Source organism: Gehongia tenuis (assembly GCF_014384795.1).
Taxonomy (GTDB): Bacteria; Bacillota; Clostridia; order Christensenellales; family NSJ-53; genus Gehongia; species Gehongia tenuis.
On record NZ_JACRSR010000001.1, the window covers coordinates 206,952 to 219,433 of the forward strand.

Annotated in this window: 13 protein-coding genes and 1 pseudogene; 11 read left to right on the forward strand and 3 right to left on the reverse strand. The window is 62.2% G+C overall.

Going from position 1 to position 12,482, the window contains the following annotated elements; all coding sequences use genetic code 11:
- Positions 1-37 precede the first annotated feature (37 nt).
- A complete protein-coding gene (locus H8696_RS00960) occupies positions 38-1,075 on the reverse strand; it encodes a lipid II:glycine glycyltransferase FemX (protein ID WP_249314334.1) in 1,038 nt (345 codons plus the stop codon).
- 157 nt (positions 1,076-1,232) lie between these two features.
- On the opposite strand from H8696_RS00960, the gene H8696_RS00965 reads away from it, so the two are divergent.
- The 8 genes from H8696_RS00965 to H8696_RS01000 all read left to right on the forward strand — a co-directional run bounded on the left by H8696_RS00965 (position 1,233) and on the right by H8696_RS01000 (position 9,236).
- Entirely contained in the window at positions 1,233-2,561 is a 1,329-nt protein-coding gene (locus H8696_RS00965; protein WP_249314336.1) for an MFS transporter, read from the forward strand.
- Between the two features lies 1 nt (position 2,562).
- Positions 2,563-3,876, forward strand: coding sequence for an MFS transporter (locus H8696_RS00970; protein WP_249314338.1), 1,314 nt, complete (start codon positions 2,563-2,565; stop codon positions 3,874-3,876).
- A gap of 80 nt (positions 3,877-3,956) precedes the next feature.
- Positions 3,957-5,291: an MFS transporter gene (locus tag H8696_RS00975; protein ID WP_249314339.1), complete on the forward strand. Its 1,335-nt coding sequence runs from the start codon at positions 3,957-3,959 to the stop codon at positions 5,289-5,291.
- Between the two features lie 106 nt (positions 5,292-5,397).
- Positions 5,398-6,213, forward strand: a complete 816-nt coding sequence (locus tag H8696_RS00980; protein WP_249314340.1) for a Cof-type HAD-IIB family hydrolase — start codon at positions 5,398-5,400, stop codon at positions 6,211-6,213.
- Between the two features lie 12 nt (positions 6,214-6,225).
- A complete protein-coding gene (locus H8696_RS00985; protein ID WP_249314342.1) occupies positions 6,226-7,362 on the forward strand; it encodes a DUF362 domain-containing protein in 1,137 nt (378 codons plus the stop codon).
- A 4-nt stretch (positions 7,363-7,366) separates the two neighbouring features.
- Positions 7,367-7,693, forward strand: a complete 327-nt coding sequence (locus H8696_RS00990; protein WP_249314345.1) for a hypothetical protein — start codon at positions 7,367-7,369, stop codon at positions 7,691-7,693.
- Positions 7,694-7,857: 164 nt separating this feature from the next.
- Positions 7,858-8,646: a sugar phosphate isomerase/epimerase family protein gene (locus tag H8696_RS00995; protein ID WP_249314346.1), complete on the forward strand. Its 789-nt coding sequence runs from the start codon at positions 7,858-7,860 to the stop codon at positions 8,644-8,646.
- A gap of 152 nt (positions 8,647-8,798) precedes the next feature.
- On the forward strand, positions 8,799-9,236 hold the full coding sequence (locus H8696_RS01000) for an Hsp20/alpha crystallin family protein (protein ID WP_249314348.1): 438 nt from the start codon (positions 8,799-8,801) through the stop codon (positions 9,234-9,236).
- A gap of 161 nt (positions 9,237-9,397) precedes the next feature.
- Here the strand turns inward: H8696_RS01000 and H8696_RS11265 are convergent.
- Both H8696_RS11265 and H8696_RS01010 read right to left on the reverse strand, forming a co-directional pair.
- Positions 9,398-9,496: pseudogene (locus H8696_RS11265) on the reverse strand (helix-turn-helix transcriptional regulator); the annotation flags it as partial.
- A gap of 79 nt (positions 9,497-9,575) precedes the next feature.
- Positions 9,576-10,526 carry a DUF3658 domain-containing protein gene (locus H8696_RS01010; RefSeq protein WP_249314350.1) on the reverse strand — a complete coding sequence of 317 codons (951 nt, stop codon included), beginning with the start codon at positions 10,524-10,526 and terminating at the stop codon, positions 9,576-9,578.
- Positions 10,527-10,701: 175 nt separating this feature from the next.
- Between H8696_RS01010 and H8696_RS01015 the strand changes: the two genes are divergently transcribed.
- The 3 genes from H8696_RS01015 to H8696_RS01025 all read left to right on the forward strand — a co-directional run bounded on the left by H8696_RS01015 (position 10,702) and on the right by H8696_RS01025 (position 12,426).
- Positions 10,702-11,520, forward strand: coding sequence for a carbon-nitrogen hydrolase family protein (locus H8696_RS01015; RefSeq protein ID WP_249314351.1), 819 nt, complete (start codon positions 10,702-10,704; stop codon positions 11,518-11,520).
- Between the two features lie 76 nt (positions 11,521-11,596).
- Positions 11,597-11,878: a PadR family transcriptional regulator gene (locus H8696_RS01020; RefSeq protein ID WP_249315953.1), complete on the forward strand. Its 282-nt coding sequence runs from the start codon at positions 11,597-11,599 to the stop codon at positions 11,876-11,878.
- The gene (locus tag H8696_RS01025) at positions 11,875-12,426 is read left to right on the forward strand and encodes a DUF2812 domain-containing protein (RefSeq protein ID WP_249314354.1); all 552 of its coding nucleotides are present in this window, start codon (positions 11,875-11,877) and stop codon (positions 12,424-12,426) included. Before H8696_RS01020 ends, H8696_RS01025 begins: the two co-directional genes overlap by 4 nt.
- Positions 12,427-12,482 lie beyond the last annotated feature (56 nt).

The window sequence follows — 12,482 nt, forward strand, 5'->3', positions numbered from 1 at the left end:
ATTCATGGCTCCATTCTACCGCAGGACGGCCAAGGAATCAACGGCCCCGGTGAATTTTTGCGGAGAGCCGCCGGAGGGCGGGCGCGGCCTTGGTGAAAACAAGGTAGAGGAGGGGGGAGCGGACCAGGTCCGCCTCCCCGATGAGCTCCCAAAGCCCCGCCCTGCCGGTGAAGCCCTCCTTGAACCGGTAGAGGCCGTCGCTCCGGTCCGGGGCCAGGATGCCGCCAAAGTCGTAGTATGCGCAGCCCGCTTCCACCGCCCAGCCGATCATCGCCTGCTGCAGGGCATAGCCGGCCATGAGGTTGCGTTTCTCGTTCGCGCTGCCGCCGTAAAGGTACCACACGCTTTTGCCGTAGAGGATGGCCACCGAAGCGGACAGGGGTTCGCCCTGACAGCGGGCTACGAAGACGCGGAGGCGGTCGCCGAAGATCTCCGCCATGGTGCTGAAATAGGCGTAGGGGCGGCGGCTCATCCGGTCCCGCACGCAGGTGACCTCGTAGAGGGCGTAGAACTCCTTGAGCATGAGTTCGGTGCGGCCGAAGCTGACGGCAACGCCCTTGCGCGCCGCCAGCCGGATGTTGTATCGGGTCTTGGAAGAATAGCCGGCGGTGGTCGCCTCCAGGGTGGGCTGAAGGGGCAGCTTCATATGATAGCGGGCCTGAATGAGGCTGTGGAGGTCCCGGCCCCGGCCCCGCACCCGGAAACCGGCCTGACGGAGGGCCGCTTCATATTCGGGGTCCCAGCCGGCGAGGGGGTCGATACGAAGGGCGAAGGCCCGGTGGCGGCGCAGCACGGGCTGGGCCTCCGCCGCAAGACGCTTCAGCAGACGGACGTCCCGGGGATCGCACACCGGGCCCCGGGGCCCGTATGCGAGGGAAAAGGGGCCCATGGGCCGAATGAGGAGGGTGAGGGCGGCGATGATCCCGCCCTCCTCCTCGATGTAGACGCATTCCCGTTTCCAGCCCGCCTTGAGCCGGCACCAGTCCGGGTCCTGCATGGCGTGGGCGTTCGGACAGCCGCGGACGAAGGCGGCATAGCGGGCAATATTCTGCGGATTTTGGTCCAAAATGGGCACGATTCATCCCTCCAGTCCCCATCAGCATAACAGAGAGTTGTAAACAAATCCCCTAAAAAAGAAGTGAAAAAAGTAAAATATTTGCGGAAGACCCTCTTTTATTCCCTTTTGGAATCGTATACAATGTTGCCATGAGTGTTTGAAAGGGGCAGTGAGCATGAGTGAGTGGCGGCAGCGGGCCAAGGATATCTTCTTTGGCCCAAAGGAACCGGGCATCACGGACGAGAGAAAGAGAAGTTTCAACTTTTTCATCCTGGAGGCATGCACGGGCACCATTTCCTACACCATGACCACTGGCGTTTTCATGACCGGGCTCGCTTTGTATCTCGGGGCGTCCGACTACCTGGCGGGCATCCTGGCCTCGGTGCAGATGCTGATGAACAGCGTGCAGATCCCCGCCGCCTTCGTGGTGGAGCGGGTGAAGCACAAGAAGCGTTACCTCTCCATCACCTATTTTATGTTCCGGGTCATGCTTTCCTCCTCGATTCTCATTCCCCTCATCCTGCCAAAGAGTTTGTGGGTCCCGGCCTTCGTGACGCTGAACGTGCTGGGATTTCTCTCGAACTCCCTGGGCCAGCCGGGCTTCAATGACTGGATGTTCGATCTGGTGCCGCTGTCCATCCGGGGCGTTTTCGCCGCCCGAAGGGAGGCGCGCTGCCAGCTTCTCAGCGTGATCTTCAGCCTCACCATGGGCGTGGTGGTGGACGCGCTGGGCCAGGGCTACGGCGCTTTTGCCGTGCCCTACAGCATCGCTATTTGTGTGGGGCTCGTCAATTTTTGGTGTATCCGCCAAATCGAGACGCCGCCCAAAGAAGCTGAGAACTTCCAGCCGCCCAAGGTGCCCTTCCGAAAGCGGCTGATGGGCAACCGTCCGGTTTTGCAGTTCTCGGCCATCTGGATTCTGTGGAATTTCGGCTACATGATGGCCTTCTCCTATTTCAGCGTGTTCATGATCAGCAGCCTCGGGCTGTCCTACAGCTTCATGACGGTGCAAAACACCGTGCAGATGCTCTCGCTGGTGATTGCGATCCGTTTCTGGGGACGGTACGCGGACCGTGCCGGATGGCCGAAGTGCCTTCGCATGGCTTGTCTGGTCATCATCGCGGCCTTCGTGGCCCGGGCCTTCGTGGTGCCCTCCGTATCCTTTCTGCTCATTCCCATCGCCATCCTCACGGGGATCGGCATGGGCGGCACCAACATCGGGCCGCTCAATATGGTTTCCTACCTCGGCCGCTCGGAGGAGCGCAGCTTTCTCATCGGCCTGCAGGCGGGGGTTTCCGGCCTGTCCGGTTTCCTGGGCTCCCTGGTGGGCGGAGGGCTCAACGAGGCCTTCCGCGGCGTGCAGGTGGGTCCCTTCACCGGGCTGCACATCACCTTTCTCGCTTCGGGCGCGGTGATGGCGGCGGCCTGGATCGTGTTCAGCTTTTGGGCGAGATCGAAGGGCGTTCGGGCGCTCGGCGCGCCCGGCCGGGTGATGGAGGGATAGTATGAAGGGTTTGGTTCCGGCGCTTTTTCATCGGATGCACGAGGCGGTGCTGGGGCCCATGGAGCCGGGGATGGATCCGCGGCGGGTGAAGAGCCACAGCCATTTTATCCTGGAGGCCAGCGTGGGGCAGATCACCTACACGCTCACCACCGGCGTATTCATGACGGGCTTTGCCCTGTACCTCGGGGCCAGTGACAACCTCACCGGCATCATCGCTTCCATCCCCATGCTGATGAATGTGCTGCAGGTGGCGGCCGCCCTTCTCATGGAGCGGGTGAAGCACAAGAAGCGGGTCATCAATCTCCTCAATCTGGCCTACCGTTCCATCATGTCTTTGGCCATCTTCATCCCTCTGCTGCTGCCCGAGCGGTGGTGGGTGCCGGCCTTTGTGGCCATGAACGTGCTGGGATTTCTGTTCTGCTCCGTGCTTTCGCCCTCCTTCAACGATTGGATGATGGGGCTCACCCTGCCCCGGGTGCGGGGCCGGTTCTTTGCCCGCCGGGAGGCCTCGTTTCAGGCGGCGGGCATGGCGGCGTCCCTCATCATGGGCGTGGTGGTGGACGTCTTCCATAAGACCTATGCCGCCTTTCTCATCCCTTACCTCGTGGCTTTCGCGTGCGGCATCCTGGACTATGTTTTCATCAGCGGCATCGAGGAGCCGGCGGAGACGAAAAGGCCGGACAGCCCGAAGCGCAGCATGAAGGAGCGGCTGATGCGGAACGTGCAGCTCTTTGAGTTTGCGGGCATCTGGGTGCTGTGGTACTTCGGGTATTGGATGGCCTTCGCCTATTTCAGCGTGTTCATGGTGAGCACCCTGGGGCTGTCCTACAGCTTCATGACGGTGCAGAACACCGTGCAGGTCCTCTCCCTCGTGCTCACCATCGGCCTTTGGGGCCGTTATGCCAGCCGCAGGGGCTGGCCGAAGTGCCTGCTGTTCACCTGCGTGATGGTCATTTTGGGCTTCTTCACCCGGGGATTTGTGACCCGGGAGCTGTATTTGCTGCTGCTGCCCATCGGCGTGATCACCGGTGTGGGCTTTGCGGGCATGAACATCGCCGCCACCAACATGGTGGCCCTGCTCTGCGATCCCGAGGACCGGAGCCTGTGCTTTGGAATGCATGCGGCCCTGGGCGGCCTCGCGGGCTTCCTGGGCTCCCTGGCCGGCGGCGCCCTGAACGAGGGCCTTGCCGCCGTCAGTATCGGGCCCTTCTCCGGCATCCATCTCACCTTCTTCATCGCCGGCATCGTCATGGCCGGTTCCATGGCGGTCTTCGCTCTGTGGTCCCGCCGCATCGCGCCCCGGGAAATCGAATAATTTTGCAAAAGGGCTTGAAAAGTTCCGGCCAATCGGATATGCTGGTCTCGTTGCATTTTTTGCGGAAGGGCGGGACGCTTTTGAGAAAGCCTTTTTTTCCGGCCCTGTTTCACTGGCTGTACGAAGTGGTTTTCGGGCCGCTGGAGCCGGGGATGGACAGGGAACACAAGCGGTGGCTGGACTTCTTTATTCTGGAATCCAGCGCCGGAACGGTGGGCTATACCATGACCACCGGCGTTTTCATGACGGGATACGCGCTGTATCTCGGCGCGTCCGACTACCTGGCCGGGCTGATCGCCTCGGTGCCCATGCTGATGAACGGGTTTCAGCTGCTGGGCGCTGCCCTGTGTGAGAAATCAAAGCATAAGAAGGGTCTGCTTCAGGGACTTCTGCTCGCCTACCGGGTGCCCCTGGGCTGCACCATCTTCATTCCCCTGCTTTTCCCCAGGAGCTGGTGGGTGCCGGTGTTTGTGGGCATGTACCTGCTGGGCTTTCTGTGCTCCGCCCTCTTTCAGCCGGGCTACAATGCCTGGATTGTGGCGCTCACCTCGCCCCGCACCCGGGGCACCTTCTATGCCCATCGGGAGGCGGCCTACCAGGCGGTGGGCATGATCTTCGGCATGGTGGTGGGCGTGGTGGTGGACGCCCTTGGGCAGGGCTACGGCGCCTTCTTCGTGCCCTACTGCCTTTGCCTGGTGTTTTGTCTGGTCAACTATCTGTTCATCCGGCCCATCCGCTACCCCGAACCTACGGCGCCGGCGGCTGAGCCCGGGGAGGCGGAAAAGCGGCGGGAGAAGATCGGCACCCTCCAGCGGGTGAAGCGCAACCCCAGGGTGCTGCAGTTTGCCGCCATCTGGATCCTCTGGAACGGCGGCTATTGGATGGCCTTCGCCTATTTCAGCGTGTTTATGGTGAGCACCCTCGGCCTGTCCTACAGCTTCATGAACATCATCAACGTGGTGCAGATGGGAAGCCTGGTGGTGGCGGTGCGCTACTGGGGCCGCTTCGGCGACCATCAGGGCTGGGTCAAAAGCCTCACCTTCACCTGCATGATCATCATTGTGGGTTTTGCCGTCCGCGGCGTGGTGGCGCCATCCATGACCTGGCTGCTCATCCCCATCTCCATTGTGGCGGGCGCGGGTATGGGCGGCATCAACGTGGGCACGCTCAACATGATCGCCTACCTGGCCCATCCAGAGGACCAGAGCTTCTGCTATGCCCTGCATACGGGCGTGGCGGGCCTTGCGGGTTTTTTGGGATCGGTGGCGGGCGGATCCCTGACGGATCTTTTTGCGAACGTCTATATCGGCCCCTTTTCAGGCATCCATCTCATGTTCTTCGTGTCCGGCCTGGTGATGCTCTCGGCCCTCATCGTGTTCCGCGTGTGGTCGAGGCGTGTTCCGAAGCCCGCTTAAAAAGAGTTGGAAAATCGGGATTTTTCGGTTACAATGGACAGGGGTCTTTTTTGGAGAAACGCATCCCCCAAGGAATTGGGGGATTTTCTTTTTTGGAGGGACGAACATGCCAAAAGTGGATCTGATCTGCCTGGATTTGGACGGCACGCTGATGAACGGCCTTACGGTGTCAAGAGCGAACCATGAAGCGCTGGAGGAGGCCCAGCGGGCGGGAATCCGCGTGGCGATCGTCACCGGCCGGCCTTACGTCTTTGCCCGGGAGCTGATGCGCTCCAAGGGACTGACGGTGACGGTGATGGCGGCCAACGGCGCCCACAGCGTGGACATGGAAACGGGGGAGCGGCTGATCCTTCGGCGCATGGCGCCGGATGCCGCCCGGCGGCTCATCCGCTACGCCGGAGAGCACGATATCCTGATCCATGTGTTCACCTCCAAGGGCTTTGCCGCAAGTGCCGAGGACGGCGCCATCCTGCAGTACCGAAATGTGAACCGGGGCCTGCCGCCGCAGGAGCGGATGGAGGTGGTGGTCGCCGACCACCGGACCATTCTGGAAAACTACGGGGACGACGCGCTCAAGGTGACGCTGATGGAGGACGATCCGGAAAAACTGGCCCGGCTCCAGCGGGAGCTGGCCGGCGATGACGCGCAGGGCGAGCGGTCCTGGCACAACATGCTGGAGTTCATGGGCAGGGGCATGTGCAAGGGCTGGGCGGTGCGGGAGCTGGCCCGCAAGCTTTCCATTCCCATGGACCGGGTCATGGCCGCGGGCGACCATGAGAACGATCTGACCATGATCGAGGCCGCGGGAGTATCCGTGGCCATGGGCAACGCCATCGATTCGGTGAAGGCGGCAGCCCGGCACACCACACTAACCTGCCTGGAGGACGGCGTGGCCTACGCCATCCGCCGCTGGGCGCTGTAAGGGGAGAGAACGATGAAAACCGCGGTGGTATCCTGCGATAATTATGAAAGAAATACGGTGGAGGCCGCCCTCGAGGAAGGCCTTGCCTATGTGGGCGGCATCGAGCAGTACATCCGGCCCGGCATGCGGGTTTTAATCAAGCCCAACCTGGTCATCGCCAAAAAGCCGGAAACCTGCGCCACCACCCATCCGTCGGTGGTGGCGGCGGTGGCGCGGAGGGTGAAGGCGGCGGGGGCTGAGCCCATCATCGGGGACAGCGCCGGCGGCCCCTTCAACGAGGCCTGGATGAAGCATGTGTACGCCAGCTCCGGCATGCTGGAGGTGGAGAAGGAGACCGGCGTGCCCCTCAACCGGGACTACAGCACGGTGGACCGCTTCAATGAATCGGCGGAGCTTTTGAAGAAGGTGACCCTTTGGAAGACGCTGGCCGAGGCCGATGCGGTGATCACCGTGGGCAAGCTCAAGAGCCATGGGCTTACCGGCTACTGCGGCGCGGTGAAGAATCTGTTCGGGTCCATTCCCGGCACCCTCAAGATCGAGTACCACTACCGCATGGAGGGCCTTCAGGAGTTCTCCAAGATGCTGGTGGAGCTTTGCGAATACGTGCATCCGGTGCTGTCCATCATCGACGGCGTGTGGGGCATGGAGGGGGAGGGACCCACCGGCGGCGATCCGAGGAAGATCGGCCAGATCATCGTCTCGGACAATCCCCACGCTGCGGATGTGGCGGGCTCGGCTCTCATCGGCCTTCAGCCCGCCGAGATGTGCACCATCAAGCGGGCGGTGGAGAAGGGGCTTATCACCGGCAGACTGGAGGACATCGGGCTCAACCGGCCCATCGGCGGTCTGGTGGTGAAGGATTTCAAGACCCTGCCCATCCGGGACAACCGCATGCTGAACCGAAACATGCCAAAGTTCGTGGAGGTCTTCCTGGGGCCCTTCTTCCGCCCGAAGCCCATCTTCCTTCACGACAAGTGCGTGGGCTGCGGCATCTGCAGGAATTCCTGCCCGGCCAAGGCCATCGTCATCCGGGAGGGCAGACCCTACGCCGATATGGAAAAGTGCATCCGCTGCTTCTGCTGCCAGGAGCTCTGCCCCAAGGTGGCGGTGAAGGTGAAGCGGCCCCTCTTTTCCCGCATTTTGAAATGACGGGGTGCAGACCGTGACCGCGCCGAGGCCCCCGAGGCTGGTGGAGGAGTATCCCGAATGGCCGAAGTCCGTGCCGGAGCCGCCCTGCCGCACGGCCGCCATCCTCTGCATGGTGCTGTCCGTGCCGCTGTGCTTCAATCTGGCGGGCTTTTTTCTCGCCTATCTTTCGGTGCGGGCCGGCTGCCAGGCGGAGAAGGCGCTCATGCGGGGCGGTGTTCACGAGGCCCGGGCCCGGGCGAAGGAGGCCCGGCAGTACTGCTATGCCGCATGGATCGTCCTCGGCGCCGCCGCACTCATCGCGGTCATGGCCGCGATCTTTCTGGGGCGCTGAGCGGCCTGCACTTCGCCCTTTGCAATTTGCTGAATTCGTGCTATATTGGAGAATAAGGAACAGCGGCCCAGGCCGTTTTCCGGAAAGTGATACGGCCAGCTCATCTCCAGTCAGGCTCTGACGGCGACGGCGGCATGACCGTCTTACAGTGAGGAGGAATCGATATGAATTTTGGATGCTGTACCTCCATGGACCACTACGCGCTTTTGGCCGAAATGGGCTACGATTACATTGAGCTGGCAGGCGTGGAGCTGTACGAAATGACCGGCGAGGAGGTGGAGGACGCCGCAAGAACGCTGGCCCGGGGCCAGGTGGAGTGCGTCAACATCAACACCTACTGCCCGGAGTCCGTGGCCCTTACCGGCCCCCGCTATGACCGGGAAACGGTGGCCCGCTATGCCCGGGCGGTGCTGAAACGGGCACACCGTTTGGGCGCCACCATGGTGGGCTTTGGCGCGCCGAAATCCCGCGTTCTTCCCGAGGGCTACGACCGGGCAAAGGCCATGGCCGAGTTCAAGGAAGCCATCACCCTCACCTGTGAGATCGCCGAGCGGGAGGGGATCGAGATCCTGCTGGAGGCCATCTGCGCCCAGCAGTGCGACCTTGTCAACACCACCCGGGAGGCCGTGGCGGTGGTGGAGACGTTGGCGCTGCCCAATCTCAATCTGGTCTACGACACCTTCCACGCGGAGATGATGGGCGAGGACACGGACGCCATCCTGGCGGCGGCGCCCTATATGCACCACTTCCATGTGGCCCAGCCCGTGGACGGGAACCGCTGCTATCTTAATGAGGCCCACATGGACAACTACCGCCGCTTTATCGCCGCCGCCATGAGCTGCGGCTACGACGGCGCGGTCAGCGTGGAGGCCATGACCGGCGATTTTGAATCCGGCGCCCGCAGAAGCCTGGAAATCCTGCGCCGCGTGACGGAAAACCTTCGGGCGGTGTAAACGCCGGAAAAACGGAGCATTTGCGAGAAAGAGAGAGCTCATGACCGATGAGCTCTTTTTTCATTCGATTATTAACTTTGACTTTCTTTGATCTATAGATTAGAATAAAACCATCAAAAGAAGAAAAAATAAGGCTGAAGGAGGCCAGAGTTATGAGCAATCTTATTCCGAGAAACAACAACCGTGGTATGGAGTCCGGCGATCTGTTCCGCGACTTTTTTGGACCGCGCTTCATGGAAGGGTTCTTCGATGGAACGGGCATGCAGGGTATTCGGGCCGATATTTTGGATCAGAAAGATGCCTACGAGGTGCGGGCGGAGATTCCCGGCGTGAAAAAGGAGGACATCCAGGTGAATCTGGAGGACGGCGTTCTCACCATCAGCGCTCATCACGACGAGGAGACCACCGATGAGAGGGAGGGACGCTACATCCGCCGCGAACGCCGCTGCGGTACCATGGAGCGGCGCTTCCGGGTGGACGATGTGGACGAATCCGGCGCCAAGGCCGCCTATGAGAACGGCGTTCTCACCATCCATCTGCCCAAGCGGATTCCTCAGGAACCGGAAAAGCATACGCTGCCCATCGAATAAGCGGCGGCGAAAAAGAATATCCTGCCTGGTGATGCGGGCAGGATATTTTTATGGGCGCGGCGGGGCTCAGCGCCGGGCCTGGCGATCCTTCCAGACCCTGTACAGGATATCTTTGAGGATCAGCATGGCGTCCTGTTCATGGAAATATTCCCGCCTCAGCATTTCTCGGTCTCCCATTTTGAGACGGTCTGCCTGCTCACCCCCAGCTTCTTTGCCACATTCTCCTGCGAAAGTCCGCACTTCTTTCTTGCCTGAAACAAATCCGCACGTTATTTTACATGGCGATCGCGGCTCGTGGTTCCCGGGAGCCCCTGTGCGGGAAAAAAGGAGCGGGAAGCACTAGGCTTTTTTCAGAGTGCGGCGGTAGCGGGGGCCCTTCTTCGGCGCGGGCGATACTGCCTCCAGCGCGCCGCTTTCGATCAGGGCCTCCAGACGGAGGGCGATCCATCCATCGCCGATCCCCAGGGGATGCTTCCCCAGGATGCGGCCGATGAGGCGGGCCTCCTGAAAGACCTCCTCCTCGGCGGCAATTTCCCGAAGGATCAGGGGATCATAAAAATTCTCCGGCACGCCGATGAGCCGTCCGTTCACCACGGCGCGGAGGGGCGCGTTTTCCTGGGTGAGCTCCCGCCAGCGGTTTGCACAGGCCCGGACGAAGGGCGGCGGCGTTTCCCGCTGCAGGGTGAGGTAGCGGTGCCATTCCTCCGGCGCCACATCGGCCCAGCCGTTTTTCTGCACCAGGGTTTCACCGTCGCTCTCCCAACGGGGCAGCTCCATCAGCGCCGGCTCCGGGGCGCCGGGGCAGTCCCTCAGCTGGGCCATGAACCAGCAAAGCCCGCACATCTCGTCGGGCTGCTGGCTGTACCACACCCGCGCCTGTTCCCCCCGGGCCATGCGGGCCCGGACGGTGCTCCAGTCCCTGCGGGAGCGCTCCAAAAGCTCGCGGGCGGCGGCTTCGCCTTCCGCCGGATAGCAGGCAAAGAGCGCGCCGAGGGCCGCCTCCCGGCCCGCACCCATGCCGCCGTCCCCGATATCGCCCACGCTGAGGGCCAGATGGAAGGCGAAAACATCCGCCGCGTTTCCGCCGAGGGGCACGGCCTTCTCCCATGCAGCCCGGGCCGATGCTTCCGCTTCGCGCTGGGCGGCTTTCAGTTCCGCCCGGGTGGGCGCGCTGCCATCGGCATGGCTGAGAATGACGCCGACGCATCCCCCCGGATAGGTTCCTTCGCCATTATGCTGTGCAATTTTCAGGCTTCCGCCTGCGCTTTCGCTGAATACGATTTCGATCATTACCGTTCCCCCTTCTGTGCGCCGGGCAATCTAAATACTGCCTGTATTTTACAATGAAAAGGGCCCCGCCACAAGGCCCTGCCGCCCCGCTTTGTCCAAAGGACGCTATTTTTCGCGTCATATCCCGGTGCCGCCCGACATTACAATGAACAAGGACGATAAAGGAGGCGGCGCTATGACCATAGCTTTGTTACAAACGGCGGACCGGGGCAGCGAATCGGAGAACCTGATGGACGTGCTGGAGAAAATTCGGGATGCGGGGCGGGAGGGGGCGAAGATCGCCGTGCTCCCCGAGCTGTGCCTGCACCCGTACCTGACCCGCAGAAGAATGGAGGACGAGCGATTCTGGATGGGGGAGGACACCCTCATTCTGGACCCGCTGCAGAAGGCGGCCCAGGACTGGAGCATGGTGGTGGTGATGGGGGTGGCCTGGAAACTGTTCGGCCACCACTACAACGGCGCGCTGGTGATCGATGAGAACGGTCGGCTTGAGGGCTGCGTGCCCATGGCCCACCGGCTGCCCGGCGGGCCCTATGACGGACGGGAAATCGAAGCCGGAGCCGGCGAGTTCAAGGTCTTTTCCACCGGGGCGGGTCCCCTGGGCGTTCTGGTGGGGGACGATCTCATGTACTGCGAGAGTCCCAGGATCCTGGCTCTGCACGGTGCCCAGCTCATCGTGGCCCTGGGCGTTCCCTGGGCCCTCTCCTATGACGCCATGCTGGCCCAGATGAAGGCCTACGCCTGTCAAAACGGCGTGTACGTGGCCTACGTGAACCGGGCCGGCGAGGAGGCGGACTTCGTCTTTGGCGGAGGCAGCGCCCTCATCGATCCCGAAGGCTACGTGACCGCCCAGGCAGCGGGCGCGCCGCAAAGCCTGTACGGCAGGATCCATCCCGAACGTTCCCACCAGGTCCGGACCCGGCTGCCCTTTTTGGATAACCGGAAATGCCAGGGGTACCTGCCGCTCATCCAAAACCTGGTCCGCGAAGCCTGACCTTTTGCATGGGGCCGCTCCTTGGAGCGGCCCTTTTTTTGCCTGTTGACAGCGGGCGGTGAAGCGCTATGTGCCCATGAGCGAGACCATGTTCTACATCCTTTTGTCCCTTCGGGCGGCGAACCATGGCTACGGGGTGATGCTGCACGTGAAGGAGATCACGGAGGGGCGGCTGGTGCTGGGCGCCGGAACGCTGTATCAGAGCATCGGCAGGCTGGAGGGGGACGGCCTCATCCGTCCGGTGCGGCAGGAAGGCCGGCGCAAGATCTATCGGATCACCGAGCTGGGCGAAGGGGTGCTGGATGCGGAAGGGCAGCGGATCCGGGAACTATATCGCAATCTGGAGGGATTGAAATGAAGGACGTGAAGCACTGCTGGATGAGGACGTATGTGAAGGTGCTGCCCGATGAGTTCGAGGGATGGCTGGAGCAGATGGAGAAGAAGGGCTGGCGCCTGGAGCCTTTCGGTGGGATGGGCGCCTTCCGGCTCACCTTTCGAAAGGCCGAACCCCGGTGCGTGCGCTATGTGTACGATCTTGAGCCCTTCCCCGGCAGGGATTACGTGCCCGCCTACCAGGACTTCGGCTGGGAGCTGATGGGCAGGATGGCCAGCGTGTACATCTGGCGCAAGCCCTACGGCGGGGGGGAGCCCCGGCCCGAATCCTTCAGCGACCGGGAGAACCTCCGGCGGCGGAACATGCGGGTGTTTTGGGCGCTGGTCTTTTCGGCGGGTCTTTGCACCCTGGCCATTCTCGCGTTGGCGCTGGGCCTTGTGATCGGTGCGCTGTCCGGCAAGGACCGTGCGGGGCTGATCGGCTGTCTGGTGCTGTGCGGCGTTCTGGACGTTTATCTCGGGTTTGTGACGGTCAAGATCTACCGGGCGCGGCGCGGCGCCGATTTTGATTGACGGGGGATGGGGGGCCTGATATGATGATTGTGAAATCTTTAACGGCTCGAAAGGAG